Raw genomic sequence first — 26,868 nt, 5'->3', positions numbered from 1 at the left:
GACCTCGTCAAACGCGCCAGCTCCTCCCGGTCACCCTCACGCAACACCAACGCCGGAGCCGGACGATTCGCCATACCTCATCGTCCCAGCACACCAACCGTAAATCAACTAACTACACGCGACACTACGATGTCGCCTCGTGGGGCTCCGGGTCGGTCGTCGGACGCTGCTCGCGGGGGTCGCCGCAGCGGCGCTCGGAGGCTGCTCGCGCACCGGCGACAGCACGCTGGCCGCCCGGCGCGTCCTCTTCGTGGGCAACAGCTTCACCCACTACAACGGCGGCCTCGACGAGCTGCTCGAAGGCCTGGCCCCCAACGTCCACGCACGACGCGTCGCACCCGGCGGTTTCACGCTGCAGCAGCACATGGCGAACGGCGACACGCTCGACGCCCTTGCCGACCCCGACGGGTGGGACGTCGTGGTGCTGCAGGAGCAGAGCCAGCTGCCCGTGTACGAGTACGGCACCTTCTCGGACGGTCTGAACCGTCTCGCGGAGCTCGCGCGGTCGGCGGGCGCGCAGCCGGTGGCACTGCAGACCTGGGCCCGCCGGGACAGCCCCGGTGTGACCACGGCCGCGCTGGCGCGCGCGTACGCCTCCGCCGGCCGGTCGGCGGGAACAGCCGTCGCCGCGGCCGGCGCCGCGTTCGCCCGAGCGACCTCGGTGCGTCCCGACCTCGCGCTCTCGCAGGACGACGGCCACCCCACCGAGGAAGGCTCCTACCTCGCGGCGTGCGTGGTCCTCCGCACGGTGTACGGACCGGTCGGGCCCAACTCCTTCACGGGCGGCCTCGACCCGGTGGTGGCCACGACGCTCCAGGGCGCCGCAGCCGGGTGAGGGCTCAGCCCTGCGTGTAGTCGTCGACGGCGCTGGACAGGTCCTCGACGAGCGGGTCGAGCCGGTCCGCCGCCTCGGGCGGCATCGTGCCGTCGTCCACGGCGTCCCGGTAGTCCTCGACGAGGGTGTCCCGGGCGTCGGTGAGGTCGTCGGCGTCCTCGTCGCGGAGCGCCTTGTCGACGTCCTTGAGCGGGTCGTCGACGATCTTCGCGGTGTCGTTGTCGATGGTGCCGTCCTGTCGCAGCGCCCCGACCTCGTCACCGAGTGCCGCGCTGGCGCCCTCCACCGGCGCGGGGTCGGGCGCGGTCTCGGTGGGCTCGGAAGTCGGGGTCGGCTCCGCGGACGTCTCCTCGGGCACGCTCGTCGTGGGCTCCGGCGAGGGCGAGGAGACCGTGGGGCTGGCCGACGGGGTGCCCTCCGTGGACGTCCGGTCGCCGCCGAGGAGCCACCAGGCCAGCAGGCCCAGCGCGAGCACCGCGACGACCGCGAGCACCCACAGCGCGGGCGAACCGCCGCCGCCCTGTCGTTCCGGCTCGTACGTCGCCGGCGGCGGGCCGGGAGGTGGCGGAGGCGGCGTGGCCTCCATCCGCCGTGTCGTCGCGGCCCCGGCGGCCGGGAGCACCGTGGTGGCCGCCGCGCCGGGCGGGGCGCTGCGGGAGTCCAGCGCCTCGAGGACGGCGCCGGCGCCGGCCGGCCGGTCCTCGGGGGACTTGGCGAGGAGGTTCCCGACGAGCGCCGCGAGCCAGACCGGCGTGTCGGGACGCAGCTCGCGGATGTCCGGGACGGCGTCGTTGGTGTGCATCATCATCGTCGCGACGGATGTGGGGCCGGTGAAGGGCGCGCGGCCCGAGAGGAGGGCGTAGAGCACGCAGCCGAGGGCGTAGAGGTCGGCCCGGCCGTCGACCCGCGCGCCCGTGGCCTGCTCGGGGGCGAGGTACTCGGCCGTTCCCATGACCGTGTGCGTCGCGGTGAGCGCCTGGTCTCCGCCGGCGTCCCCGAGCTGGGTGATGCCGAAGTCGAGGACCCGGAGCCGGCCGTCCGCCGCGTAGACGAGGTTGGCCGGCTTGATGTCACGGTGGACGAGCCCACGCTCGTGCGCGGCGGACAGTGCGGACGCCACCTGGCGACCGACCTCGACGACCTCCTCCACCGGCAGGGGTCCGTCGGCCAGCCGGTCCGCGAGGCTGGGACCGGGGAGGAGCTCCATGACGAGGTACGCGGTGTCGCCCTCGACACCGGTGTCGTGGACCGTGACGACGTTCGGGTGGCTCATCGCCGCCGTGACCTTCGCCTCACGCTCGAACCGTGCCGCCCCCGACTCGTCGGGCACCCGGCGCAGGTCGATCGTCTTGACCGCGACCTCGCGGCCGAGCACGGTGTCCGTGGCACGCCAGACCTCACCCATCCCGCCCTGCCCGATCGGGCTGTCGAGGTGGTAGCGGCCGGCCAGTCGTCGGTCGTCGGTGGTCATCGCAGCCACCTTAGTGCCCTGTCGTAGGGTTGCCGGGTGCTGGAGTCCGTGACCGCGGTGCGCTACGTCGCCCCGCTCCGCGAGGGTGGGTCGCTGCCCGGACTCGTCGAGGCCGACGACCTCGGCACGTATGTCGTGAAGTTCACCGGTGCGGGTCAGGGCCGCAAGGTCCTCGTGGCCGAGATCCTCGTCGGTGAGGTCGCCCGCCGGCTCGGAATCCCCACCCCGCGGCTCGCGGTCGTCCACCTCCCGAGCGCGATCGCCCGCTACGAGGCCGACGAGGAGGTCCAGGACCTCCTCACGGCGAGCCCCGGCCGCAACCTCGGGGTCGACTTCCTCCCGGGCGCCTTCGGGTACGACGGCTCGCGGCCGCCGTCCGCGGACGACGCGGCGGCCGTGCTCTGGCTCGACGCGTACACCGCGAACGTCGACCGCACCTGGGCCAACCCGAACCTCCTCGTCTGGCACGGGCGCACGTGGGCGATCGACCACGGCGCCGCCCTCTGGTTCCACCACTCCTGGCCCAGCCGGCCGCCCGACGTCGCCCGCTTCGTGGCCCAGCCCTTCGACCCGAGCGGGCACGTCCTCGCTCCGGTCGCGGCGCCCCTGGCCGAGACGCACGAGCGCCTCGCTGCGGAGCTCACCGAGGACGTGCTGCGCGAGGTCGTCGACACCGTCCCCGACGAGTGGCTCGAGACCACCGGGAGCCTGCCGGACCTCGGCGCGGTCCGGGCGGCGTACCTCGAGCACCTCCTGCTGCGCCTGCACCGCCCGGAGTCCTGGCTCGGAGGTGCTCGATGAGCCATCCGTACCAGTACGTCGTGCTGCGCTACGTCCCGCGCGTCGACCGCGGTGAGTGCCTGAACGTCGGTGTCGTGGTGCACTCGCAGTCGGCCGGGGTGCTCCGGTGCGCCTGGCACGTCGACGACGAGCGGCTCGCGGCGTTCGCGCCGGAGACCCACCTGGACGACCTGCGCGCCGCGCTCGCAGCGGTGAGTGGGATGTGCGACGCGCCGCCGGAGACGGTGGATGCCGCGCTGACCACGCAGGGCAAGCGGTTCGGTTGGCTCAGCGCGCCGCGGTCGACCGTCCTGCAGCCCGGGCCGGTGCACGGTGGCTCCACCGAGGACCCGGACACGGAGGCAGAGCGGCTTCTCGACCGGCTGGTCCGCTAGGACCGCACCCGCAGCGCCCAGGCCGCGACGGCGCCGGCCGCAGCGACGTTGAGGGAGTCCACTCCCCCGGCCATCGGGATCCGCACGACGGTGTCGGCCGCGGCGACGGTGTGGCGGCTCAGCCCGTCCCCCTCGGTCCCGAGCACCAGCGCGAGGCGCTCCGGCGGGTCCGCCGCGAGCTCGTCGAGACCCACGGCCTCGTCCCCGAGGGCGAGCGCCGCCACCGAGAAGCCGAGCCGGTGCAGGTCCTCGACGCCTCCGGGCCACGGGTCGACCCGCGTCCACGGCACCTGGAACACCGTGCCCATGGACACCCGGACGGACCGCCGGTACAGCGGGTCGGCACAGCGTGGGGTGACGAGGACGGCGTCCACTCCGAGCGCAGCCGCCGATCGGAAGACGGCCCCGACGTTCGTGTGGTCGACGACGTCCTCGAGGACCAGCACCCGCCGGGCCCCGTCCAGGACGGCGTCGAGCGGAGGAAGGGCGGGCCGGTGCATCGAGGCGAGCGCACCGCGGTGCAGGTGGAACCCGGTGAGCCGCTCGATGACGTCGTGCTCGCCGACGTACACCGGCACGCCGTGGTCCTCCGCCTCGGCGACGAGGTCGGCGAGCTCGGTGAGCCAGCGCTCGGCCATGAGGTAGGAGCGGGGCCGGTGCCCCGCCCCGAGCGCCCTGCGGATGACCTTCTCGGACTCGGCGACGTACAGCCCGCCCTCGGGCTCGAGGCGCCGGCGCAGGGCGACGTCGGTGAGCCCCACGTAGTCCTGGAGGCGCGGGTCGTCCGGGTCCTCGATGGTCGTGGGCACGGTGCCGAGGCTAGGCCAGGGCGGCCCGGCCGATGACGACGAGGCTCGCGACGACACAGAACCCGAGGACGTACCGGCGGAACCGGGCGGGGTCGACCCGGGCGCGGACCGGGGCGGCGAGGGCGTACCCGCCGAGCGCGAACGGCGCCCACACGAGGCCGTAGGTGAGTCGGTGGCCGTCCACCTCTCCCCCGACCGCGAGACCGGCGAGGGCGAGGCCCGATCCGAGGAGGAAGAAGGCGGCCAGGGTCGCCCGCACGCGTTCGGGCGGCTCGTGCTGGAGGACCAGGGCGAGGAACGGACCGCCGATGGCGGCGGCCGTCCCGGAGACACCCGAGATCGCCCCGGCCAGGACTGCGTTCACCCGGGTCGGCCGCAGCTCGACGGTCCGCACGGACAGCGCGACGGTCACGAGCACGAGCATGCCGACGAACGCGGCGATGGCGCGCGGCGAGAGCCAGGCCACGGCGACGACACCGAGCGGTGTCAGCAGCAGTCTTGCCACGAGAGCCCACCCGAGCGCCCGCCAGGCGAGGTCGCGGACGCCGTGCGTGAGCTGCAGTACGGGCAGGGTGACGCTCGGCAGCAGCAGCGCCACCGGCATGAGCTCGGGCGCCACGAGCACGACGAACGGGGCGGCGACGACGGACATCCCGAAGCCGATGACCGACTGCACCACGGCACCGGCGAGGACCGCGAGCCCGAGCAGGGCCAGGTGCCACTCCATCGGGTCAGAGGACCAGCCGGGTCACCGCGACGACGCCGACGACGACGATGATCCCGCGTAGCACGGGGCTCGGCAGGCGACGACCGACGGTCGCCCCGAGCACCCCTCCGAGCGTGGACCCCACGGCGATGAGGAGGACGACCAGCCAGTCGATGCGGTCGGAGGCGACGGCGAGGAAGACGACCGCGGCGATCGCGTTGACGACCGTCGCGAGGACGTTCTTCAGGCCGTTGAGGCGCTGCAGGGACTCGCCGGACAGCGCACCGAGCACGCCCATGAGGATGATGCCCTGGGCCGCACCGAAGTAGCCGCCGTAGACCCCCGCGCCGAGCACCCCGGCGCGCATCGCCCCGCGGTGCTCGCGCGCCTCCTGCCCCGCGGCCTCGCGGCGGCGGGTGGCCCAGGCGTTGATCCGCGGGCCGAGGACGACGAGGGCGACGCCGAGGACGATGAGGACCGGGACGATCGCCCGGAAGAGGTCGGGGTCGAGCACGAGGAGCAGCACAGCGCCCGCCGCACCCCCCACGAACGAGATCGGCACGTACCGGCGGAGCTCGGCGCCCATCCCCCGTAGCTCGCGGCGGTAGCCGATGGACCCGGTGAGGCTCCCCGGTACCAGGCCCAGGTTGTTCGAGATGTTCGCGGTCACCGGTGGGACGCCGAGCAGGAGCAGCGTCGGGAAGGTGATGAGCGTTCCGGACCCGACGATCGTGTTGATCGTGCCCGCACCGACGCCCGCGAGCACGACGAGCAGCGCTTCACCGACCGGCACCCGGCCACCCTAGTGTCGGGTGGCCGGGTGCCGGTGGGTGGGCTGCTCAAGGCTGGTCCGGAGCCGGCGGCGGAGGCGGTGGGGTCTCGGGCGACGCAGGAGCGGCCGGCGGCGCCTCGGGTGCGGGAGGAGCCTTCCGGGGCGGCACGGCGTCCGCACCCCGGGTGATCGGCGGCTGGACCCGAGACGTCGGCGTGGCGTGGCTCTCGGCCTCCCGGCTCGACTGCGCGGCCTGCCCCCGAGCCCGGGCGAGAGCCTCCTTGGGGTCCTCCAGGGTCGTCTCCTCGAACGCGTTGCCGAGGTCGTCGCCGGGGTCGACCCACTCGTCGTCGCCGCCGTCCAGGGGACCCTGGGGGTTCTGGCCGAGCGCTCCCCCGATGCCACGCAGGGCGTCGGTGAGCTCGCTCGGGACGATCCACATCTTGTTGGAGTCACCGCGGGCGATCTGCGGCAGCACCTGGAGGTACTGGTAGGCGAGGAGCTTCTGGGTCGGCTTCCCGCGGTGGATCGCGTCGAAGACCTGCTGGATCGCACGCGCCTGGCCCTGCGCCTCGAGGATCCGGGCCTGGGCCGAGCCCTCCGCGCGCAGGATCTGGCTCTGCTTCTCGCCCTCGGCGGTCAGGATCTGGCTGGCCTTGATGCCCTCGGCGTTGAGGATCGCCGCGCGACGGTCCCGCTCGGCCTTCATCTGCTTCTCCATCGACTCCTGGACCGAGGCGGGCGGGTCGATGGCCTTGAGCTCGACGCGGTTGACGCGGATGCCCCACTTGCCCGTGGCGTCGTCGAGCACGCCGCGCAGCTGCCCGTTGATCTGGTCGCGGCTGGTCAGGGTCTGCTCGAGGTCGAGCGAGCCGATGACGTTACGCAGCGTCGTGACGGTGAGCTGCTCGATCCCGGCGATGAAGTTGGCGATCTCGTACACGGCCGACTTGGAGTCGATGACCTGGTAGTAGATCACCGTGTCGATGGAGACGACGAGGTTGTCGCTGGTGATGACCGGCTGCGGCGGGAACGACACGACCTGCTCGCGCAGGTCGATGTTCGCGCGGACGATGTCGACGAACGGGACGAGGAAGTGGATGCCCCCCTCCAGCGTGCGCGAGTAGCGGCCCAGACGCTCGATGATGAGGGCCGTCTGCTGCGGCACGATGCGGATCGTCCGGACGAGGACGACGATCGCGAACACCGCGAGCAGGAGGATGACGATGAGCGGGCCGATGCCGTCCATGTGCGTGCCTTTCCGTCGGCGCCGAGGCGCGGGTCAGCTGGGCGGGAGGGTATGGGGAGCTATGACCGGGACGACCACGGCGGTGGCGCCGTGGATCGCGATGACGCGCACCTCGTCGCCGGGGTTGGCGATGGTGGCGCCGTCGGCGAGGCGGGCCGACCACGTCTCACCTGCGAGCTTGACGCGGCCGTCGGTCTCGGTCACGGTCTGCAGCACCCACGCCTCGCGCCCGACGAGGCCGGAAGCGCCGATGCGATGGTCGGTCTGGGTGTCCATGAACTTGTTCTTGAGCATGGGCCGCACGACGAGGAGCAGGAGCATCGCGGCCACGACCGCGACGACGACCTGGAAGAAGAACGGTGCTCCGAGGAGCGCCGCGACCGCGCCGGCCAGTGCCCCACCCGCGAACATGAGGAAGACGAAGTCGACGGTGGCCGCCTCGATCGCGGCGAGCACGAGCGCGACGCCCAGCCAGCCGAGCCAGGCGTTGTCGGTCAGCCAGTCCATCGGCCTGCCCTTCTCTGCGGTGACGATGCTCCGACGCGTGAACCGCGTCCCGGGTTCCCTCGTGGCTCAGCGTGCGCGGGCGGCATAACGGCTCCCCCGGACCTCGAGCTCGAGCGGCATGCCGAAGGTGCGCTCGAGGTGCTCCTCGGTGAGCGTGATCTCGAGCGGTCCCTGCGCGACGACCCGCCCGTCGCGCAGCAGCAGGACGTCGGTGAAGCTCGGCGGGATCTCCTCGACGTGGTGGGTCACGAGGACGAGCGCCGGTGCCGCCAGGTCCCCGGCGAGCTGGCCGAGCCGGCGCACGAGGTCCTCACGGCCGCCGAGGTCGAGCCCCGCGGCGGGCTCGTCGAGCAGCATGAGCTCGGGATCGGTCATCAGGGCGCGGGCGATCTGCACCCTCTTGCGCTCCCCCTCGGAGAGCGTCCCGTACCGGCGGGTCGCCAGGTGGCTGGCGCCGAGCGCCTCGAGGAGCTCGGCCGCGCGGTTCTCGTCGAGCCGCTCGTAGGACTCGCGCCACCGGCCGACGACGCCGTAGGACGCGGTGACGACGACGTCGCGGACGGTCTCACGCGGCGGGATGCGATCCGCGAGAGCCGCACTGGAGAGACCGATCCGGGGCCGGAGGTCGAACACGTCGACCGCCCCGAGCACCTCGCCGAGGACGCCGGCGACGCCGGTCGTCGGGTGCATCCTGCCCGCCGCGAGCTGGAGGAGAGTCGTCTTCCCCGCACCGTTCGGGCCCAGCACCACCCAGCGCTGGCCCTCCTCGACCTCCCAGGTGACGTCGTCGAGGATCGTGGTCCCGCCCCGCACGACGCCCACGCCGGCGAGGGCCAGGACGTCGCTCATGCGCCCGACCCTAGTTGACCGGCGCGGCGGCGACGGGACGGCACGCCCTCACCCGTCGCGCATCGGCCCGCCCGCGGCACCGTTGCGGTCCGCGACGACCTCGGCCATGACCGACAGCGCGATCTCCCCGGCCGACCTGCCCCCGATGCGCAGCCCGGCGGGCACGTGGAGCCGGCCGAGCGCGTCGTCGTCGAACCCCTCCTCGCGCAGCATCCCGACCAGGTCCGCGGAGCGGTTCCGGCTCGCCATCATCGCGACGTACCCGACGCCGGCCCGCAGGGCGTCGCGGAGCAGGTCGTAGGCCCCGTCACCGTCGTGGTTGCACACGACGAGCGCGTCGTGGTGGCCGAGCGCGGCGACCTCGGCCTCGTCCGGAGCGTGCTGCAGCACGGTGGCGTCCCAGCCGGTGGCCTCGGCCATCGAGGCCAGGGCTCGGGCGATCTCGTTGTCGAAGACGACGACGAGCCGACCCAGGGGGCCGTCCGTGGGCTCCGCCCCGCTGCCGAGCACGGGGTCGTGCCGGGTGTCGCTCACCGGTCCAGCACCTGGCGGTAGACCTCCATGGTGCGGTCGGCGATGGTGTCCCAGGAGAAGGAGTCGACCGCCCGGGTCCGGCCGGCGACGCCGAACCGGCGGGCCCGGTCGAGGTCGGAGACCGCGTCGGTGAGAGCGGCGGCGAGGTCGGCGACGAAGCGGTCCTCGTCGACGGGGGTGCCGGTGCCGTCCTGCTTCTGCTCGATGGGGACGAGCCAACCGGTCTCGCCGTCGACGACCACCTCCGGGATCCCGCCGGTGGCCGTCGCCACGACCGGGAGCTCGCAGGCCATGGCCTCCAGGTTGACGATGCCGAGCGGCTCGTAGACCGACGGGCAGACGAACACCGACGACGCGCTGAGCACGGCGGTGACCTTGTCCCGCTGGAGCATCTCGGAGATCCAGACGACCCCGTCCCGCTCGGCGCGCAGCCCGTCGACGAGGCCCTCGACCTCGGCCTTGATCTCCGGGGTGTCCGGGGCACCCGCGAGCAGGACCAGCTGGACCTCCGGCGGCAGCTCGGCAGCGGCGCGGAGCAGGAACGGCAGGCCCTTCTGTCGCGTGATCCGGCCGACGAACACGACGGCGGGGCGCTCCGGGTCGATGCCGAGGTCGCGGACCACGTCCGGGTCATCGTTGCGCTGCCACATCCCGGAGTCGATGCCGTTGTGGACGACCTGCACCTTGTCGGGGTCGACCTGCGGGTAGGCCCGCAGGATGTCCTCGCGCATGCCGGCGCTCACGGCGATGACGGCCGCAGCGCCCTCGTAGGCGGTGCGCTCGACCCACGAGGAGAGCCGGTAGCCCCCACCGAGCTGCTCGGCCTTCCAGGGACGCATCGGCTCGAGACTGTGCGCCGAGAGCACGTGCGGCACGCCCTCGAGGATGCCCGCGACGTGACCCGCGAAGTTCGCGTACCACGTGTGCGAGTGGACGAGGTCCGCGCCGGCGCAGGCCGCGGCCATCGTGAGGTCGACCCCGAGGGTCGTGAGCGCCGCGTTCGTCCCCTCGAGCTCCGGGAGGTCGGGATGGCTCGTCGTGTCGTGCTCGTCGCGCGGCCCGCCGAACGCGTGCACCCGCACGTCGGTGTCGCGCCGCTCGCGCAGCGCGCGAGTGAGCTCCGCGACGTGCACCCCCGCTCCCCCGTAGATGGAGGGCGGGTACTCCTTGGTCAGGATGTCGATGCGCACGATTTCACCGTAGTGGTGAACGAGGTCTCCCAGCGAGAGCGCCCACCCCATAGGTTGGGGGCATGGCGTACCGAAGCGGAGGTCCCAAGGTCCTGGCCATCGTCCTCGCGGGTGGGGAGGGGAAGCGCCTCATGCCGCTGACGCGGGACCGCGCCAAGCCGGCCGTCCCCTTCGGCGGCATCTACCGCCTCATCGACTTCGCCCTGTCCAACGTCGTGAACTCCGGCTACCTCAAGGTGGTCGTGCTCACCCAGTACAAGTCGCACAGCCTCGACCGGCACGTGACGAAGACCTGGCGGATGAGCACGATGCTCGGCAACTACGTCGCGCCGATCCCGGCCCAGCAGCGCATCGGCAAGTCCTGGTACCAGGGCAGCGCGGACGCCATCTTCCAGAGCCTCAACACGATCACCGACGAGCGGCCCGACATCGTCGTCGTCGTGGGCGCCGACCACGTGTACCGGATGGACTTCTCGCAGATGGTCGAGCAGCACGTCGACAGCGGTGCGGGCGTGACCGTTGCCGCCATCCGGCAGCCGATCGAGATGGCCGACCAGTTCGGCGTCATCGACGTCGAGCCGGACGACCCCACCCGCATCCGGGCGTTCCTCGAGAAGCCCGAGGACCCGGACGGGTTGCCGGACTCCCCTGACGAGATCCTCGCGAGCATGGGCAACTACGTGTTCAGCGCGGACGCGCTCATGGACGCGGTGACCGCCGACTCCACCCTCGAGGGCAGCGACCACGACATGGGTGGGGACATCGTGCCGGCGCTCGTCGCCGAGAGCGCGGCGTCGGTCTACGACTTCAAGAACAACGTCGTCCCGGGCGGCACCGAACGCGACATGGGCTACTGGCGCGACGTCGGGACGATCGACAGCTACTACGACGCGCACATGGACCTCGTGTCCATCCACCCCGTGTTCAACCTCTACAACTACGACTGGCCGCTGTACACGACCTACGGCTACTACCCGCCGGCGAAGTTCGTCCACGGGGCGCACGGCCGGTTCGGCGAGGCGCTCAACTCGGCCGTCTCGCCCGGGGTCGTCATCTCCGGGGCCCGGGTCAACGGCTCGGTGATCTCTCCCGACGTCAAGATCCACAGCTACACCGAGGTCGAGGACAGCGTGCTCCTCGACGGCGTCGAGATCGGGCGGCACTGCCGGGTCGAGAAGGCCATCCTCGACAAGAACGTCGTCGTGCCGGAGGGCACGTCCATCGGCGTCGACCGCGAGCACGACCTTGCCCGCGGCTTCTCGGTGACCGAGTCGGGCATCACGGTCGTCGGGAAGGGGCAGGAGGTCACCCGGTGACCGCCGGCCCCCGCCCGGTCCGGACCGGAGCCGACGCCGAGCTCGGTCCGGTTCGCGACCTCGTCGCCTGGCGGGGCGGGCTGCGCGACTAGCCTGCAGGAGTGCCCTCCTCCGCGTCACCACCGCTCGCGCCGCTGCCCGATCCGGACGCCCGCACCCTCCTCGTCTCGTTGACCGGGCCGGACCGGCCCGGCGTGACGAGCACGGTCTTCGAGGCGGCCGCGTCGGTCGGGGCGAACGTGCTCGACGTCGAGCAGGTCGTCGTGCGCGGGCACCTGGCGCTGTCGGTGCTGCTCGGTCCCGGACGCGACGAGAACGTCCTCACCGACCGGCTGACCCGTGCCGGCGAGTCCATGGGGATGAACGTCTCGCTCGTCGCGGGGCACGGGGACAACGCACCACGGCGGACGGGGCGGGCGGCCGTCGTCGTCATGGCGTCCCCGCTGAGCACCGCCCACGTCGCGGCCGTCTCGCGGGCCGTCGCGGAGCACGGCGCGAACATCGACCGCATCCGGCGGCTGTCGCGGTGGCCCGTGACGACCGTCGAGCTCGACGTGTCCGGGGCGGATGTCGCGGGGCTGCGCCGCGCACTGGCGCTCGTCTCCTCGGAGGCCGGGTGCGACATCGCCGTGGCGCCGGCCGGGCTGGCACGCCGCGGGGGGCGGCTCGTCGTCATGGACGTCGACTCCACCCTCGTCCAGGACGAGGTGATCGAGCTCATCGCCGCGCACGCGGGGACCGAGGCCGAGGTCGCCGCCGTCACCGAGCGCGCGATGCAGGGGGAGCTCGACTTCGCGGAGTCGCTGCACGCCCGGGTGGCGACCCTCGAGGGGCTGCCGGTGACGGTCCTCGACGACGTGCGCGAGGCGGTCCGTCTCACCCCGGGCGCGCGGACCCTGGTCCGGACGCTCAAGGCCCTCGGGTTCACGGTGGCGCTGGTCTCCGGCGGATTCGCCGAGGTCGTCGAGCCGATCGGGACGGACCTCGGGGTGGACCACGTGCGGGCGAACCGGCTGGAGGTGCGTGACGGGCGGCTCACCGGTCGCGTGGTGGGCGATGTCGTGGACCGCGCGGGCAAGGCGGCCGCGCTGCGCGAGTTCGCGGCTCTCGAGGGGTTGCCCCTGGCTCGGACCGTCGCGATCGGTGACGGAGCGAACGACCTCGACATGCTGGGCGCGGCGGGGCTGGGGGTGGCGTTCAACGCCAAGCCCGTCGTGCGCGAGCAGGCCGACACGTCGGTCAACGTGCCCTACCTCGACACGGTGCTCTTCCTTCTCGGCGTCAGCCGCGAGGAGATCGAGGACGCCGAGACGGCGGAGCCCCGAGAGCCCTGACCGGCGCAGCGCTCCCGTCCCCTGACCGACACGGCGCTCCCGTCCCCTGACCGACACGGCGCTCCCGTCCCCTGACCGACACGTCTCCTGCGGTCCGAGCGTGCCCACACGGGGTGCGTCCCAGGACCTGACTTGCACAGGTGGGTCGTGATTTCGGCCAGTTGTCTGCGTTTGCGCTGGTCAGGGGGTTGTGGGCGCGGTCGGTGACACACTAACGGGGGTCGGTAGCGTGCGGTGTCGTGGTGTTTGTGCGGAAGGTGCGGACCGCGTCGGGTGCGACTGCGGTCCAGCTCGCTGAGCGGGTCGGGGGGCGGGACAGGGTGATTGAGCATCTCGGGTCGGCGCACACTGCTGCTGAGCTCGCGGTGTTGATGGAGACGGGGCGGCGCAAGATGAACGAGGGGCAGGGCGAGCTTGACCTCGGGCTGGGAGGGCGCTCCTGGGGTGAGGCCGTGGTGCGCGGTCAGGTCTCCCAGGCCTTGGTCGATGTCGTGCACGCCGCGTGGCGCCGGCTGGGGTTCGACGTGGTCACCGACGAGGCGTTCTTCCAGCTGGTCCTGGCGCGGGTGGTCGAGCCGACGAGCAAGTCCGACTCGGTGCGGGTGCTGCGAGAGCTGGGGGTGGCTCCAGCGCACCGGAACACCTTCACGGCCACGTTGCGCCGCTGCGCCCGGCGCGGGTACCGCGAGCAGGTCGCGGCGGCCTGCTTCGCCCACGCCGGGAGCGTCGGGGACATCTCACTGTGTCTGTACGACGTGACCACGCTGTACTTCGAGGCCGAGAAGGAAGACGCGCTGCGCAAGGTGGGGTACTCCAAAGAGCGCCGGGTCGACCCGCAGGTGGTGGTCGGGCTGCTGGTCGACCGGAGCGGGTTCCCCTTGGAGATCGGCTGCTTCGAGGGCAACAAGGCCGAGACCCTCACGATGCTGCCGATCATCCGCGCCTTTCAGGAACGTCACGGCCTGGCCGACCTGGTCATCGTCGCCGACGCCGGCATGCTCTCGGCGAGCAACCTGACCGCACTGGACTCGGCCGGGCTGCGGTTCATCGTCGGCTCCCGCGTCACCAAGGCCCCCACCGACCTGGCCTCCCACTTCCGCTGGCACGGGGACGCGTTCACCGACGGGCAGCACATTGACACCATCACCCCCCGGGTCGCGACCCGAGCCGCTGGGGCGGTCAACGACCAGCACGTGCGGGCTGAGCCGGGGTGGGACCCCGACGTGCACGACAGGTCGTGGCGGGCGGTGTGGGCCTACTCCGCCAAGCGCGCGGTCCGCGACAGCAAGACCCTGACGCTGCAGGAGAACCGAGCCAAAGCCGTCATCGCCGGTGAGAAGACCACCCGCACGCCCCGGTTCGTGACCGTCACGAACGGCTCCCAGGTCCTGGATGAAGCGTCACTGGCCCGTGCGCGCAGGCTGGTCGGTTTGAAGGGGTACGTCACGAACATCCCTGCCGCGGTGATGCCCGCGAGCGAGGTCATCGCCAGCTACCACCAGCTGTGGCACGTCGAGGCCTCGTTCCGAATGTCGAAGACCGACCTGCGAGCCCGGCCGATCTTCCACCACACCCGCGAGGCGATCGAGGCGCACCTGACCATCATGTTCGCCGCCCTCGCCATCGCCCGCTACCTCCAAGACGTGACCGGGGTGAGCATCCGGCGCCTCGTTCACACCCTGCGACCACTGCGCGACGTGACCATCGACGTCGCCGGGCAGACCCTCACCGCCCGAGCCGACATCCCTCCCGACACCCGCGCCCTGATCGAAAAGGTGACCCACTAAACCTGTGCAACTCGGGAGCCCTGACCGGCGCAGCGCTCCCGTCCCCTGACCGACACGGCGCTCCCGTCCCCTGACCGACACGGCGCTCCCGTCCCCTGACCGACACGTCTCCTGCGGTCCGAGCGTGCCCACACGGGGTGCGTCCCAGGACGTCCAGATGCTCCAGCACTCGGACCACCCACCTACCCGCATCTCGGCGCACAGGTACGGGTGCACCGGGATGTGGGCCGCACCGGCCCCGGTTCCCGAAGCATCCCGTACCTGTGCTCCCGGGAGTGGGCAACGGCACCGGGTGTGATGCCCCTCGTTGTGGCCCGGTACCGGGAGCATCCGTACCTGTGCTCCACATGGTGGTCACCGGCGCCCGGGCCGGTGGGACCTCGGGGTGGCCCAGCATCGGGAGCATCCGGACGTCAGGAACCAGGCCCTGTCCGGGGCGCTGAGCCACCAGGAACGAACCGGTCGTGCTCCCGGCCCCGACCTCCGCCCACGGGACCTGCTGGTCGCCCCGGTTCCAGGCGGGAGCCACCCCGGGCTCCGAGGCAGACGAACCCGACCCCGCCGGGTGACCGCCACGGTCCAGGCAGAGACGACGCCGGCTGCGGCGAACCCAACCCCCGATTCCGAGGAAGCGCGCTCCAGCGCCCGCGGGACCGCTCAGGCCCCGACCGCGTGGTACCCGCCGTCGACGTGGACGATCTCACCCGTCGTCGCGGGGAACCAGTCCGAGAGCAGCGCCACGACGGCCCGCGCCGCCGGCTCGGGGTCGCGCACGTCCCAGCCCAACGGTGCTCGACTCCCCCACGCCTCCTCGAACTGCTCGAACCCGGGGATGGACTTCGCGGCCGTCGTGCGGATCGGCCCGGCGCTCACGAGGTTGCACCGGATGCCCTCCCCGCCCATGTCGCGCGCGAGGTACCGGTTCGTCGACTCGAACGCCGCCTTGGCCACACCCATCCAGTCGTACACCGGCCAGGCGTACTTGGCGTCGAAGGTCAGCCCGACCACCGACCCGCCGTCCGACATCAGCGGCAGCGCCGCCTTGGTCAGCGCCTGCAGGCTGAACGCGGAGATCTGCACGGCGGTCGAGACGTCCTCCCACGACGCGTCCATGAAGCTGAACGCCCCCTGTGGTGCGAACCCGATCGAGTGGACCACCCCGTCCAGACCGTCGACGTGCTCGCGGACCCGGTCGGCCAGCGCCGCGAGGTCCTCCTCGCTGGCGACGTCCAGCTCGACGACGGGCGCAGGCTGCGGCAGCCGCTTGGCGATCGCCGTCGTGATCTTCGTCGTCCGCCCGAACGAGGTGAGAACGACCTCCGCACCCTGCTCCTGGGCCAGACGAGCGACGTGGAACGCGATCGAGGAGTCCATGAGGACCCCGGTGACGAGCAGCTTCTTGCCCTCGAGCAACATGGGTGGCCTTTCGGGGGTTCGGGGACGGTCGGTCAGTGGCCCATGCCGAGGCCGCCGTCGACGGGGACGACGGCACCGGAGATGTACGCGGCCTCGGGGCCGGCGAGGAAACGCACGACACCGGCGACCTCGTCGGTCGTCGCGAACCGCCCGGCCGGGATGCTCGCCTTGTAGCTCTTCTGCCTGTCCTCCGGCAGGGCGGCGGTCATGTCGGTCTCGATGTACCCGGGTGCTACGACGTTCGCGGTGATCCCGCGGCCACCGAGCTCGCGGGTGACCGAACGCGCCATACCCACCAGGCCGGCCTTGCTCGCGGCGTAGTTCACCTGGCCGGGACCACCGGAGAGCCCCACCACGCTGGACACGAGGACGATCCGCCCGCGGCGTAGCCGGATCATCCCCTTGCTGGCGCGCCGCACGCAGCGGAAAGCGCCGGTCAGGTTGGTGTCGAGGACGCCGGCCCAGTCGTCGTCGCTCATCCGCATGAGCAGCCCGTCCTGGGTGATCCCCGCGTTGGCGACGAGTACCTCCACCGGGCCACCCAGCTTCTCCTCCGCCTCGGTGAACGCGGCGTCCACGCTCTCGGAGTCGGTGACGTCGCACCGGACACCGTCGAGCCCCTCGGGTGGCTCGCCGCTGCGGTGGGTGACGACGACGCGGTCCCCCGACTCGGCGAAGGCCCGGGCGATGGCCAGCCCGATGCCGCGGTTGCCGCCGGTGACCAGAACGGTTCGAGGCTCACTCATGCTGTCGAACCTAGTGGACTACCCCCGGGTAGCCGTGCGGGGTCCGACGTACAGTTGCGGGGTGCCCCTGACCCGCCATCGCGCTCCCGACCCGCAGTCGGTGACGACCGTGGCGGCGTCGCGCGAGGAGGACCAGAAGCAGCGCCTCAAGCAGTACCTCGTGACGATGAGCATCCGCACCGTGTGCTTCGTGCTCGTCATCGTCATCGACGACTGGTACCGCTGGGTCTTCGCCGCCGCCGCGGTGTTCCTGCCGTTTTTCGCAGTGGTCGCGGCCAACGCCGTCCGCCCTCGGGTCGCCGGACGCCGACGCATGGTCACGCCGCAGGTCGACCACACGCCGCTCGTCACGGACGGTCGTGACGTGTACGTCCCGCCGGACGAGGACTCCGGCCGCAGGCACTGACCTCCTGGGTCAGCCACCGATGGCCGACATCGGCCGGTCGGGCTGCTCGAAGTCGGGGTTGTCGATGCCGTGGCCGACCTTCTTGGCCCACATCTCGCCCACGACGAGGTCCGCGAGCTCGTCGTCGCTCGCGCCGTCGCGCATCGGCCCGCGGAGGTCGACCTCGCTGCGCGCGAAGAGGCAGTTGCGCAGCTGGCCGTCGGCGGTGAGCCGCACCCGGTCGCAGGCTGCGCAGAACGGTGCCGAGACGCTCGCGATGACCCCGACGGTCTGGGGTCCCCCGTCGACGAGGAAGCGCTCCGCGGGCGCGCTGCCACGGTCCTGCACCGGTGTGAGCCGGAACCGCTCGCCGAGCCGTTCGAGGATCTCGGCCTGCGAGACCATCCGGCTGCGGTCCCACGCGTGCTGGGCGTCCAGGGGCATCTGCTCGATGAAGCGCAGCTCGTAGCCGCGGTCGAGACACCACTGGAGCAGCTCGGCCACCCCGGTGTCGTTGACGTCACGCATCGCCACGGCGTTGACCTTCACCGGCGTGAGCCCGGCGTCCGCCGCAGCCTTCAGCCCGGCCTCGACGTCCTCGAAGCGGTCGCGCCGGGTGAGCTCGCGGAACTGCTGGGGGTCGACCGTGTCGAGACTGATGTTGACGCGGTCCAGGCCCGCCGCGGCCAGCGGAGCGGCGAGGCGGTCGAGTCCGACGCCGTTGGTCGTCATCGCGATCCGAGGGCGCGGGGTGAGCGCCGCGATCCGTCCCACGACCTCGGCGAGGCTGCGGCGCAGGAGCGGCTCGCCCCCGGTGAGCCGCACGTTGGTCACCCCGAGACCGACCATGACACGCACCAGCCGGACGAGCTCGTCGTCGGTGAGCATCTCCGGCTTCGGGAGCCAGTCCAGGCCCTCGGCGGGCATGCAGTAGGTACAGCGCAGGTTGCACCGGTCCGTGACCGACACGCGCAGGTCACGCCCGACGCGGCCGAATCGGTCGAGGAGGCGGGGCTCGGGGAGGTCTGTCATAGGGTCCCAGCCTACGACGAGTAGCGTGGCCGGGTGCTGCGCCGTCTCGCTTCTCCGCGATGGCTCGGCGCACTCCTCCTCGCAGCGCTCTTCGCCGTCGCCGCCTACCACCTCGGCTTCTGGCAGTACCACCGGCACGAGGCGAAGGTCGCCCGCAACGCGCAGCTCGACGCGCACTACCGTGCCGACCCCGTCCCATTGCCCGACGTGCTCACCCCCGTGGGGTACGAACGCGGGTCGGGCTGGACCCGGGTCACGGTCACCGGCCGGTACGTCGCAGGACCGGTCTTCGCGCGTGGTCGTCCGAACGCGGGCGAGGTCGGGCTCGAGGCGCTGTGGGCGTTCCGCCCGGAGGGCGGCGGACCCGACGTCCTCGTCGACCGCGGCTGGGTGCGCCCGTCCGCGCAGGGCGCGAGCGTGCTGCCCGACGTGACACCGGCGCCGGCCGGACCGCTGACCGTCGTCGGCTGGCTCCGCCCGTCCGAGCCGACCCGCGACCGTGCTCCGGCGCCGGGACAGATCGCCAACCTCTCGGTCCCGGACGCCGCGGCAGCGCTGGGCACGCCGGTGCTGCCCGGTTACGTGCTGCTCGACACCGAGACCCTCCCGGACGGCACCACTCCCCCACGACCGGCCGCTCTGGAGCCCCCGGAGCGCGGCCTCGGACCGCATCAGGCCTACGCCTACCAGTGGTGGCTGTCCACCGTGCTCGGCTTCGTCCTCGTCGGCTTCGGGGTACGCCGCGAGGAGCGTCTGGCCCACCCCGAGAAGTACCCGCCGAAGCCGAAGAAGGTGCGCATCTGGGACGAGGAGGACGAGTAGGCGGGTGCGTGGCCGACGGCTGCGGCGCCCTGACCGGGCAGGCCAGCGGTGTCAGGCGGTCAGGTCTGCGGCCTGGTCGGCGAACTGGGTGCGGTAGAGGTCGGCGTACAGCCCCCCGGCCCGGACGAGCTCGGCGTGCGTGCCGCGCTCGACGATCCGGCCGCCGTCGACGACGAGGATCTGGTCTGCGTGCCGCACGGTGGACAGGCGGTGCGCGATGACGAGGGCCGACCGGTCGGCCAGGGCCGCGTCGAGGGCGCGCTGCACCGCCTGCTCCGACTCGCTGTCCAGGTGTGCCGTGGCCTCGTCGAGGACCACGAGTCCCGGCTCCTTGAGGAGGAGCCGCGCGATGGCCAGGCGCTGCTTCTCGCCGCCGGAGAGCCGGTGGCCGCGGTCGCCCACGACGGTGTCGAGCCCCGACGGCAGCGACTCGACGAGCGCCCACACCTGCGCGGCGCGGAGGGCGTCGACGAGCTGCTCCTCGGTGGCGTCCGGCGCCGCGTACTCGAGGTTGGCCCGGATGGTGTCGTGGAAGAGGTGGGCCTCCTGGGTCACCACACCGACGGCGTCCTGGAGCGAGGAGAGCGTGACGTCCCGCAGGTCGGCGCCGTTGACTCTGATGGCGCCGGTGCTCGGGTCGTAGAGACGCGAGACGAGCGACGTGATCGTCGTCTTGCCCGCACCACTCGGCCCGACGAGTGCGCTGAGCGAGCCCGGTTCCATGACGAACGAGACGTCGTGCAGGACCTCGCCGCTGCCCCGCCGGTCCCCGGTGACGGTCGACTCGAGCGAGCGCAACGAGACCTCGTCCGCCGAGGGGTAGGCGAACGCGACCCCGTCCACCTCGACGTGGACCGGCCCCGCAGGGAGGGGACGCGCGTCGGGGGCCTCGGCGACGAGCGGCTCGAGGTCGAGGACCTCGAAGACGCGCTCGAAGGAGACCAGGGCCGTCATGATGTCGACGCGTACGTTGGACAGCGTGGTCAGGGGCCCGTACAGGCGGGCCAGCAGCGCTGAGAGCGCGAGCAGGGTCCCGACGGTGAGCGAACCACCGACGGCCATCACACCCCCGATGCCGTAGACCATGGCCGTGGCGAGCGAGGCGATCATCGTCAGGCCCACGAGGAAGAACGAGCGGTTGAGCGCGATCCGGATCCCGATCTCCCGCACCCGGTCCGCGCGCGACCCGTACTCGGCGTCCTCGGTCTCGGGGCGGCCGAACAGCTTGACGAGGAGCGCACCCGCGACGTTGAAGCGCTCGTTCATCCTGGTGCCGAGGTCGGCGTTGAGCGACATCTGCTCGTGGGTGAGGTCGGCCAGACGCCGGCCCATGGAGCGGGCCGGGAGGAGGAAGAAGGGGACGAGGACCAGCGCGGCGAGGGTCAGCTGCCACGAGAGCGCGAGCATCGTCACGACGATGACGGCGAGCGAGATGGCGTTGCTCACGACGTTGGAGAGGACCGATGTGAACGCCTGCTGGGCCCCGATGACGTCGTTGCCCAGCCGGGTGACGAGCGACCCGGTCTGGACCCGTGTGAAGAAGGCGATGGGCTGACGCAGGACGTGTCCGAAGACCTCGCGGCGCAGGTCGTGGATGAGCCCCTCCCCGATCCGCGCGGAGAACCACCGCTGGACGAGGGTGAGCAGGCCGTCGACGACGGCCAGCGCGGCGACGACGAGCGCGAGCCGGACGACGAGTGCGGAGTCACCGGGGATGACCCCGTCGTCGACGATCGCCTTGAGCAGCAAGGGGGTGGCGACGACGAGTGCGGCGTCGACGACGACGAGGAGGAGGAACCAGCCGATCTGCGTACGGTAGGGCCGCGCGTAGTGCATGACCCGCCGCCGGGTGCCCGGTGCGAGGCGCTGCTCGGCGACGCTGGAGTCCTTGGTCAGGCTCCGGATCACCTGCCAGCTCTGCATGCTCACGTCGTGCGCTCCCTCGTCGTCATTGCCCAGCAGTCAACCACCGGGGCCCGACACATGTTCCGCTGCCGGGAGTGAGGGCGGGACGCTACTTGCCGAACCCGGCGGTCAGCCCGGAGAGCAGCTGGCGGCGACCGATCGCGTAGAAGACGAGGATCGGCAGGGTCGTCAGGACGACCGACGCGAGCACCGCAGGGACGTTGACCCCGTACTGCCCCTGGAAGCTCCACAGCGCCAGTGGCAGCGTCCGCTTCTCGGGATCCTGGGTGAGGATGAGCGGCAGGAGGAAGTTGTTCCACGTGATGAGCGCGTTGTAGATCGTCACGGTCACCAGGGCCGGCCGGGTGAGCGGGAACGCGAGCCGCCACATCGTCGTCCACTCCGACGCGCCGTCCAGACGCATCGACTCGAAGAGCTCGCGCGGCACGTCGCGGATGAAGTTGGAGAGCACGAGCACCGAGAGCGGGATGGCGAAGGCGATGCTCGGCAGGATCATCCCGCCGAGCGTGTCGTACATCCTCATCCGGATGATGATCAGGTAGACGGGGATGATGACCGCCTGGAGCGGGATGGCAAGCCCCATGAGGAACACCGAGTTCGAGAGCCGCAGGAACCGGTTGTCGCCGCCACGGACGATCGCGTACGACGCCATGAAGGACATGAGGACCGCGGGGACGATCGCCCCCGCGGTGACGACCACGCTGTTCGCGAAGTACCGGACGAAGTCGCTCTCGATGACCAGCCGGTAGGAGTCCAGGGACCACTCGTCCGGCGGGAGCATCGGGTTGGAGGCGAAGAAGTTGCTCTGCGTCTTGAAGCTGCTGATGACGATCCAGTAGACGGGCACCATCACGACGAGCATCCAGACCCAGCCCGCGAGCCCGCCCAGCCAGTTGGAGCGCAGCAGGCTCCGCCGGCGGCCGGCAGGCCGCTCGGGGCCGCGCGGGGAGGCGACCGTGTCGGAGGGCGTGGGCGTGCGCGTCGTCGTCGACATCCGGCTCACATCCCCTCGAGCTCGCTCGCGGACGGGTCACGTCCCCCGAGCCGGCGCAGGACCTGGGCGATGACCAGGCCGCTGAAGACGATGATGACGGCGATCGCGCTGGCCGGGCCCATCTGGTTGCCGAGGAACCCGGTCTGGTACATCTCGACGGCGAGGACTCGCGTGGCGTCGCCAGGACCGCCCGCGGTGAGCACGAAGATGAGGTCGAAGAAGGTCAACGAGCCCACGACCATGAGCGTCGAGGACGTGATGACCGTGTACTTCAGCTGCGGGAGGGTGATCGAGAAGAACTGCCGCACCCGTCCCGCACCGTCGATCTCGGCCGCCTCGTAGAGCGAGCGCGGGATCTGCCGGACACCGCCCTGGTAGATGAGCGCGTGGAAGGGGACGAACTGCCACGAGACGATGAAGATGACCACACCGACGGCCAGTGCCCCCTCGCCGAGCCAGTTCTGGCTCAGCAGGTCCCACCCGAGGCCCGCCCCGAGCCCGAAGTTCGGGTCGAGCAGCGCCTTCCACGTGACCGCGATCGCCGCCGACGACAGCAGGAGGGGAACGACGTACAGCACCGCGAGGAACGCACGGTAGCGCTGCGGTCCCGCGAGGAAGGTGCCCAGGAGGATCGAGGCCGGGGTCTGCACGAGCCAGGACACGGCCATGATCTCGAACGTCACCCAGATCGAGTGGGCCAGGCCGGGGTCGCCGAGGACGGCCCGCCAGGCGCTCAGACCGCCCGGGGTGATGGCCCCGATGCCGTTCCAGCGCGCGAACGACAGACCGACGACACCGAGGAGCGGCAGGACGCCGAAGACGGTGAAGAACAGCAGCGCCGGCACGGCGAGCCACCACAGCGCCCCGGGCCGCGTCCCCCCTCGACGGGTGACGGACGGCGCGTCGGAGGCGGTCCCCGAGGCGGCGCTCACGTGCCGATGACGGCGTTGAGGTTGGTCGCGAACTCCTCCGGACCGATCGACATCTGGAAGAGCTTGGCGATGTTGTCGAGCAGGACCTCGGCCTGCGCCGGCGGGAGCGCCTGGTCCCAGGACTGGACGAAGCTGTTGGCGTTCGAGGCGATGTCGTACTGGAACTTCAGCCAGTCGGCGTCCTCACCGTCCCCGATGAGTGCGTCGGAGCCCTGCGCGACCGGGATGTTGCCGGAGTCGATCCAGGCCTGCTGGATCGACTCCGTGAACTGGCTCTCGGCGAGGAAGGTCATCGCGGCCTTCTTCTCCTCGTCCGAGGCCTTCGACGAGATCGAGAGGTACTGCGCGGGGTTGCCCACGGAGTTGCTCGGGTCGCCCTTGCCACCCTCGACCGCCGGGAAGTTCATGTAGCCGAGGTTGCCGCCACTCACGAAGTCGCCGCCGTCGTTCTTCATACCCCCGTACGTCCAGGCGCCGTGCAGCATCATCGCGGCCTTGCCGGTGTAGAGCAGGGCCTGGTCGGCGTTGGAGTCCGCCGTGATCGACGCGAACCCCTTGACGAAGCCGTTCATCTCGATGAGCTTCTGCATCTCGGTCAGGGCCTTGATGGCGTCCGGGTTGCTCCAGGCGTCCTTCTCGCCGTCGAACACCGCCTGGAAGACCTCCGGCCCGCCGATCCGGTCGAAGAGGAACTCGAGCCACATCATGTTGGTCCACCGCGACTGGCCGCCGAGCGAGAACGGGGCGATCCCCTTGTCGTTGAACGCCGGGACGAGGTCGAGGATGTCGCTCCAGGACTGCGGCGGCTGGACGCCGACCTGGTCGAACACGGCCTTGTTCCAGTAGAGGACGATGGGCGTCACCGTCTCGCAGGGCAGGGCGTAGACCGTGTCGTCGACGGTGGCCGCACCGAACGCCGCCGGGAAGATCTTGTCCTTGAGGTCGCCGTTCTCGTCGAAGAACGACGTGAGGTCCTCGACCTGGCCGGCGTCGACCCAGCTCTTGAGGCCACCGCCACCCCAGCCCCAGAGGATCGTCGGAGCCTGGCCCGCCCCGAGCGCCGTCTTGACCTTCTGCTTGTAGGCGTCGTTCTGGAAGAGCGTGACCTCGATCGGCGTGTCGGAGTGGGCCTCGTTGAACTCGTCGGCGGCCTGCTGGCGGATGTCCTCCTGCGGCTTTCCGCTGAGCGTCCAGAAGCTGGCGCCGGTGCCACCACCGCCGGAGGACTCCGCGCTCCCGGGGCCGGAGCTGCCGCACGCCGACAGCGTCGCAGCCGTGATCGGGAGCCCCGCGACGAAGGCGAGGACGCTACGGCGAGAGGCCGACGGACGAGTCTGGGTCTGAGGATCCACGCTGATCTCCTGAGGACGTCCACCTGCCCGCTCCACGACGACCGGGCGGCGAGGACACTGTTCGGTGACTGTCGAAAACGGCGACCCCGCTTTCGACCTGCTGCTCAACGTAGGCCTCCGACCGACACCTGTCAACGGTCCCCAGGACGGAGCTCGAGGGATGCCGGAACGGTCTGCAGTCCTTGCCAGCACAGTCGTTTCGAGCCAGACTGCTCCCGTTCCCCTGCGTCCGACGGCACCCCTGCCCGCCTTCGGATCGTCCCGAAAAGTTTCGATCGGAGACCGTCCATGACGTTTCCCGCCACGACCGGCTCCGAACACCGCGCGCAGCCTGCGGACGGAGTCCCGGCCTGGCGGGACACCACCCGACCGGCGGATGAGCGCGCCGAGGCGCTCCTCGCGGAGATGACCCTCGCCGAGAAGGTCGCCCAGCTCGGCAGCCGGTGGGTGCTCAACGACATGGACTCCTCCCCCGTCGACGACGCCACGGCCGAGGACGGGGACCACTGGACCGTCGCGCCGCTGCAGGACCAGTTCGCCGCCTCCGGCACCGTGCCGCTCGAGGACGCGAGCCGGGAGGGCCTGGGCCAGCTCACCCGGGTGTACGGGTCGACCCCCCTCACCCCGGCCGAGGGCGCCGCCGAGGTCGTCCGCCAGCACGGGGTCGTCCTCGAGGGCAGCCGGCTCGGCGTCCCGGCCCTCGTCCACGAGGAGTGCCTCACGGGGTTCACCACCTACGGGGCAACGGTCTACCCGGCCGCCATCGCCTGGGCGGCCACCTTCGACCCGGTGCTCGTCGAGGAGATGGGCGCCGCGATCGGCCGCGACATGGCGGCGCTCGGCGTCCACCAAGGGCTCTCCCCCGTGATGGACGTCGTCCGGGACTACCGGTGGGGCCGGGTCGAGGAGACGATGGGCGAGGACACCTACGTCGTCGGCCAGCTCGGCGCCGCCTACGTCCGGGGACTCGAGTCGGCGGGCGTCATCGCGACGCTCAAGCACTTCGCGGGGTACTCGTCCTCGCGGGCCGCCCGCAACCACGGACCTGTCTCGATGGGTCGCCGCGAGCTCCTGGAGGTCATCCTCCCCGCGTTCGAGACCGCGCTGCGCGAGGGCGGCGCGCGGTCGGTCATGAGCGCCTACAACGACATCGACGGCGTCCCCACGAGCGGGGACCCGTGGCTCCTCACGACCGTGCTGCGCGAACGGTGGGGCTTCGAGGGCACGGTGGTCTCCGACTACTGGTCGGTCCCGTTCCTCGCCTCGATGCACCGCGTCGCCCGGGGTGTCGACGGTGCGGGGGTCACCGCGCTTCAGGCGGGTGTCGACGTCGAGCTGCCCGACACCTCGGGCTTCGGCACCCATCTCGTGGAGCGTGTCGAGCGCGGCGAGCTGGACGAGGCCCTCGTCGACCGTGCCGTCCGACGGCACCTGCGCCAGAAGGTCCAGCTCGGGCTGCTCGACCCGGGCTGGTCACCGGAGGCGTCGGTCGAGCGTGCCGGCTCGGTGGACCTCGACTCCCCGGCCAACCGCGACCTCGCCCGCCGGATGGCGGAGCGCTCCGTCGTGCTCCTCGACCCCGGCACGGCTCTCCCGCTCACCGGTGACGCACGCGAGCTCCCGGCACGGGTGGCCGTCGTCGGCCCGTGCGCGGACGACCCTCGCACGCACATGGGCTGCTACGCCTTCCCCAACCACGTCCTCCCCCGCTACCCCGAACGTGGGCCCGGTATCGAGGTTCCCACGATGCTCGAGTCGCTGCGGGCCGAGCTGCCGGACGCCGAGGTCGTCCACGAGCCCGGGTGCACCGTCGAGGGTGACGACACCTCGGGCATCGCCGCGGCCGTCGACGCCGCCGCCTCGGCCGACCTCGTCGTCGCCTACGTCGGCGACCGCGCCGGCCTCTTCGGCATCGGCACCTCCGGGGAGGGCTGTGACGCCGACGACCTCGCACTCCCGGGGGTCCAGGGCCGGCTCGTCGACACCCTTCTCGAGACCGGCACACCCGTGGTCCTCGTCGTCGTGTCCGGCCGCCCCTACGCCCTCGGGGACTGGGCCGGGCGCGTCGCCGGCCTCGTCCAGGCGTTCATGCCGGGCGAGGAGGGCGGCCCGGCCGTCGCGGGGATACTCTCCGGCCGGGTCCAGCCCACCGGGCACCTTCCGGTGCAGGTGCCGCGGACCCCCGGGGGCCAGCCCGGGACGTACCTGCGGCCACCTCTGGCCTCGGAGGAAAGCGCCGGCATCAGCAGCCTCGACCCCACGCCGCTCTTCCCGTTCGGGTTCGGCCGCAGCTACACCACGTTCACCGTCGACGACCTGCGGCTGTCCGCCGACGAGCTCGTCGCCGACGGGGAGGTCGAGGTGACCGTGCGGGTCACCAACACGGGCGGACGGGCCGGGGAGGAGCTCGTCCAGCTGTACCTGCGCGACGCGGTCGCCTCGGTGGTGCGGCCGGTCCGCCAGCTCGTGGGGTTCACCCGGGTCCCCCTGGAGCCCGGCGGGTCCGCCGACGTCACCTTCACCCTCCATGCCGACCGCACCGCGTTCGTCGGACCGGAGCTGGAGCACGTCGTCGAGCCCGGGACGCTCCAGGTGCTCGTCGGCACCTCTGCGGAGGACCTTCCGTGCCGAACCGATCTCGAGCTCGTGGGCGACCGGCGCACGGTCGGCACCGGGCGCCGGCTCACGACGCCCACGGCCGTGACCCCCGTCGAACGGAGCGGGTGACG

25 protein-coding genes are annotated in these 26,868 nt (G+C 71.8%); 9 read left to right on the top strand and 16 right to left on the bottom strand.

From position 1 onward, the window contains the following. Nucleotides 1-139: 139 nt before the first annotated feature. A complete protein-coding gene (locus tag JQN72_RS06470) occupies nucleotides 140-835 on the top strand; it encodes a hypothetical protein (RefSeq protein WP_204134333.1) in 696 nt (231 codons plus the stop codon). A gap of 4 nt (nucleotides 836-839) precedes the next feature. On the opposite strand, the gene JQN72_RS06465 is transcribed toward JQN72_RS06470, so the two are convergent. Further along, a complete protein-coding gene (locus JQN72_RS06465; protein WP_204134332.1) occupies nucleotides 840-2,306 on the bottom strand; it encodes a serine/threonine-protein kinase in 1,467 nt (488 codons plus the stop codon). 36 nt (nucleotides 2,307-2,342) lie between these two features. Between JQN72_RS06465 and JQN72_RS06460 the strand changes: the two genes are divergently transcribed. Further along, a complete protein-coding gene (locus JQN72_RS06460) occupies nucleotides 2,343-3,107 on the top strand; it encodes a HipA family kinase (RefSeq protein WP_204134331.1) in 765 nt (254 codons plus the stop codon). After that, nucleotides 3,104-3,481, top strand: coding sequence for a DUF3037 domain-containing protein (locus tag JQN72_RS06455; RefSeq protein WP_204134330.1), 378 nt, complete (start codon nucleotides 3,104-3,106; stop codon nucleotides 3,479-3,481). Before JQN72_RS06460 ends, JQN72_RS06455 begins: the two co-directional genes overlap by 4 nt. On the opposite strand, the gene JQN72_RS06450 is transcribed toward JQN72_RS06455, so the two are convergent. The 8 genes from JQN72_RS06450 to glgA all read right to left on the bottom strand — a co-directional run bounded on the left by JQN72_RS06450 (nucleotide 3,478) and on the right by glgA (nucleotide 10,097). After that, the gene (locus JQN72_RS06450; RefSeq protein WP_204134329.1) at nucleotides 3,478-4,290 is read right to left on the bottom strand and encodes an RNA methyltransferase; all 813 of its coding nucleotides are present in this window, start codon (nucleotides 4,288-4,290) and stop codon (nucleotides 3,478-3,480) included. The two genes, JQN72_RS06455 and JQN72_RS06450, sit on opposite strands and share 4 nt — an antisense overlap. A 10-nt stretch (nucleotides 4,291-4,300) precedes the next feature. Continuing rightward, the gene (locus JQN72_RS06445; RefSeq protein ID WP_204134328.1) at nucleotides 4,301-5,017 is read right to left on the bottom strand and encodes a sulfite exporter TauE/SafE family protein; all 717 of its coding nucleotides are present in this window, start codon (nucleotides 5,015-5,017) and stop codon (nucleotides 4,301-4,303) included. 4 nt (nucleotides 5,018-5,021) lie between these two features. Continuing rightward, nucleotides 5,022-5,789: a sulfite exporter TauE/SafE family protein gene (locus JQN72_RS06440; RefSeq protein WP_204134327.1), complete on the bottom strand. Its 768-nt coding sequence runs from the start codon at nucleotides 5,787-5,789 to the stop codon at nucleotides 5,022-5,024. Between the two features lie 46 nt (nucleotides 5,790-5,835). After that, nucleotides 5,836-7,017, bottom strand: a complete 1,182-nt coding sequence (locus JQN72_RS06435; RefSeq protein ID WP_204134326.1) for an SPFH domain-containing protein — start codon at nucleotides 7,015-7,017, stop codon at nucleotides 5,836-5,838. 33 nt (nucleotides 7,018-7,050) lie between these two features. After that, a complete protein-coding gene (locus tag JQN72_RS06430; RefSeq protein ID WP_204134325.1) occupies nucleotides 7,051-7,524 on the bottom strand; it encodes an NfeD family protein in 474 nt (157 codons plus the stop codon). 66 nt (nucleotides 7,525-7,590) lie between these two features. Beyond that, nucleotides 7,591-8,373: an ABC transporter ATP-binding protein gene (locus tag JQN72_RS06425; RefSeq protein ID WP_204134324.1), complete on the bottom strand. Its 783-nt coding sequence runs from the start codon at nucleotides 8,371-8,373 to the stop codon at nucleotides 7,591-7,593. 48 nt (nucleotides 8,374-8,421) lie between these two features. Beyond that, a complete protein-coding gene (locus tag JQN72_RS06420) occupies nucleotides 8,422-8,907 on the bottom strand; it encodes an XdhC family protein (RefSeq protein ID WP_204134323.1) in 486 nt (161 codons plus the stop codon). Beyond that, nucleotides 8,904-10,097 (bottom strand): glycogen synthase, encoded by a 1,194-nt coding sequence (glgA, locus tag JQN72_RS06415; RefSeq protein WP_204134322.1) that lies wholly within the window; start codon nucleotides 10,095-10,097, stop codon nucleotides 8,904-8,906. Before glgA ends, JQN72_RS06420 begins: the two co-directional genes overlap by 4 nt. Nucleotides 10,098-10,159: 62 nt before the next feature. Between glgA and glgC the strand changes: the two genes are divergently transcribed. The 3 genes from glgC to JQN72_RS06400 all read left to right on the top strand — a co-directional run bounded on the left by glgC (nucleotide 10,160) and on the right by JQN72_RS06400 (nucleotide 14,534). Continuing rightward, entirely contained in the window at nucleotides 10,160-11,413 is a 1,254-nt protein-coding gene (glgC, locus tag JQN72_RS06410) for a glucose-1-phosphate adenylyltransferase (RefSeq protein ID WP_204134321.1), read from the top strand. 101 nt (nucleotides 11,414-11,514) lie between these two features. After that, complete coding sequence (gene serB / locus JQN72_RS06405) at nucleotides 11,515-12,747, top strand: phosphoserine phosphatase SerB (RefSeq protein ID WP_307812458.1); 1,233 nt, start codon at nucleotides 11,515-11,517, stop codon at nucleotides 12,745-12,747. A 239-nt stretch (nucleotides 12,748-12,986) separates the two neighbouring features. Beyond that, on the top strand, nucleotides 12,987-14,534 hold the full coding sequence (locus JQN72_RS06400) for an IS1634 family transposase (protein ID WP_204134320.1): 1,548 nt from the start codon (nucleotides 12,987-12,989) through the stop codon (nucleotides 14,532-14,534). Nucleotides 14,535-15,191: 657 nt separating this feature from the next. Here JQN72_RS06400 and fabI read toward each other — a convergent pair. Together fabI and fabG are read right to left on the bottom strand one after the other, a co-directional pair. Next, on the bottom strand, nucleotides 15,192-15,950 hold the full coding sequence (gene fabI, locus JQN72_RS06395; protein ID WP_204134319.1) for an enoyl-ACP reductase FabI: 759 nt from the start codon (nucleotides 15,948-15,950) through the stop codon (nucleotides 15,192-15,194). Between the two features lie 32 nt (nucleotides 15,951-15,982). Continuing rightward, nucleotides 15,983-16,696: a beta-ketoacyl-ACP reductase gene (gene fabG / locus JQN72_RS06390; protein ID WP_204134318.1), complete on the bottom strand. Its 714-nt coding sequence runs from the start codon at nucleotides 16,694-16,696 to the stop codon at nucleotides 15,983-15,985. A gap of 61 nt (nucleotides 16,697-16,757) precedes the next feature. Here fabG and JQN72_RS06385 point away from each other — a divergent pair, with 61 nt between their 5' ends. Further along, a complete protein-coding gene (locus tag JQN72_RS06385) occupies nucleotides 16,758-17,102 on the top strand; it encodes a DUF3099 domain-containing protein (protein ID WP_307812456.1) in 345 nt (114 codons plus the stop codon). Nucleotides 17,103-17,111: 9 nt separating this feature from the next. Here JQN72_RS06385 and moaA read toward each other — a convergent pair whose 3' ends face one another. Next, entirely contained in the window at nucleotides 17,112-18,113 is a 1,002-nt protein-coding gene (moaA, locus tag JQN72_RS06380; RefSeq protein WP_204134316.1) for a GTP 3',8-cyclase MoaA, read from the bottom strand. A 33-nt stretch (nucleotides 18,114-18,146) separates the two neighbouring features. On the opposite strand from moaA, the gene JQN72_RS06375 reads away from it, so the two are divergent. Next, nucleotides 18,147-18,935, top strand: coding sequence for an SURF1 family protein (locus JQN72_RS06375; protein ID WP_204134315.1), 789 nt, complete (start codon nucleotides 18,147-18,149; stop codon nucleotides 18,933-18,935). Between the two features lie 51 nt (nucleotides 18,936-18,986). Here the strand turns inward: JQN72_RS06375 and JQN72_RS06370 are convergent, their stop codons facing one another. From JQN72_RS06370 to JQN72_RS06355, 4 genes are all read right to left on the bottom strand, one after another. After that, complete coding sequence (locus tag JQN72_RS06370) at nucleotides 18,987-20,858, bottom strand: ABC transporter ATP-binding protein (protein ID WP_204134357.1); 1,872 nt, start codon at nucleotides 20,856-20,858, stop codon at nucleotides 18,987-18,989. Nucleotides 20,859-20,949: 91 nt separating this feature from the next. Continuing rightward, on the bottom strand, nucleotides 20,950-21,855 hold the full coding sequence (locus JQN72_RS06365; RefSeq protein WP_204134314.1) for a carbohydrate ABC transporter permease: 906 nt from the start codon (nucleotides 21,853-21,855) through the stop codon (nucleotides 20,950-20,952). A 5-nt stretch (nucleotides 21,856-21,860) separates the two neighbouring features. Then, entirely contained in the window at nucleotides 21,861-22,787 is a 927-nt protein-coding gene (locus JQN72_RS06360) for a carbohydrate ABC transporter permease (protein ID WP_204134313.1), read from the bottom strand. Continuing rightward, nucleotides 22,784-24,139, bottom strand: coding sequence for an extracellular solute-binding protein (locus JQN72_RS06355; RefSeq protein ID WP_204134312.1), 1,356 nt, complete (start codon nucleotides 24,137-24,139; stop codon nucleotides 22,784-22,786). Before JQN72_RS06355 ends, JQN72_RS06360 begins: the two co-directional genes overlap by 4 nt. Nucleotides 24,140-24,427: 288 nt before the next feature. Here JQN72_RS06355 and JQN72_RS06350 point away from each other — a divergent pair, with 288 nt between their 5' ends. Then, nucleotides 24,428-26,866, top strand: coding sequence for a glycoside hydrolase family 3 N-terminal domain-containing protein (locus JQN72_RS06350; protein ID WP_204134311.1), 2,439 nt, complete (start codon nucleotides 24,428-24,430; stop codon nucleotides 26,864-26,866). The last annotated feature ends 2 nt before the right edge of the window (nucleotides 26,867-26,868 follow it).

Source organism: Phycicoccus sp. CSK15P-2 (assembly GCF_016888005.1).
Lineage (GTDB): Bacteria > Actinomycetota > Actinomycetes > Actinomycetales > Dermatophilaceae > Phycicoccus.
This window is presented reverse-complemented; position numbering and strand designations above follow the sequence as displayed.

Coding starts and splice junctions, on each gene's coding strand:
- JQN72_RS06465 (WP_204134332.1), bottom strand. CDS start 2,306: ATGACCACCGACGACCGACGACTGGCCGGCCGCTACCACCTCGACAGC.
- JQN72_RS06455 (WP_204134330.1), top strand. CDS start 3,104: ATGAGCCATCCGTACCAGTACGTCGTGCTGCGCTACGTCCCGCGCGTC.
- JQN72_RS06445 (WP_204134328.1), bottom strand. CDS start 5,017: ATGGAGTGGCACCTGGCCCTGCTCGGGCTCGCGGTCCTCGCCGGTGCC.
- JQN72_RS06435 (WP_204134326.1), bottom strand. CDS start 7,017: ATGGACGGCATCGGCCCGCTCATCGTCATCCTCCTGCTCGCGGTGTTC.
- JQN72_RS06430 (WP_204134325.1), bottom strand. CDS start 7,524: ATGGACTGGCTGACCGACAACGCCTGGCTCGGCTGGCTGGGCGTCGCG.
- JQN72_RS06425 (WP_204134324.1), bottom strand. CDS start 8,373: ATGAGCGACGTCCTGGCCCTCGCCGGCGTGGGCGTCGTGCGGGGCGGG.
- glgC (WP_204134321.1), top strand. CDS start 10,160: ATGGCGTACCGAAGCGGAGGTCCCAAGGTCCTGGCCATCGTCCTCGCG.
- fabI (WP_204134319.1), bottom strand. CDS start 15,950: ATGTTGCTCGAGGGCAAGAAGCTGCTCGTCACCGGGGTCCTCATGGAC.
- fabG (WP_204134318.1), bottom strand. CDS start 16,696: ATGAGTGAGCCTCGAACCGTTCTGGTCACCGGCGGCAACCGCGGCATC.
- moaA (WP_204134316.1), bottom strand. CDS start 18,113: ATGACAGACCTCCCCGAGCCCCGCCTCCTCGACCGATTCGGCCGCGTC.
- JQN72_RS06370 (WP_204134357.1), bottom strand. CDS start 20,858: ATGCAGAGCTGGCAGGTGATCCGGAGCCTGACCAAGGACTCCAGCGTC.
- JQN72_RS06365 (WP_204134314.1), bottom strand. CDS start 21,855: ATGTCGACGACGACGCGCACGCCCACGCCCTCCGACACGGTCGCCTCC.
- JQN72_RS06350 (WP_204134311.1), top strand. CDS start 24,428: ATGACGTTTCCCGCCACGACCGGCTCCGAACACCGCGCGCAGCCTGCG.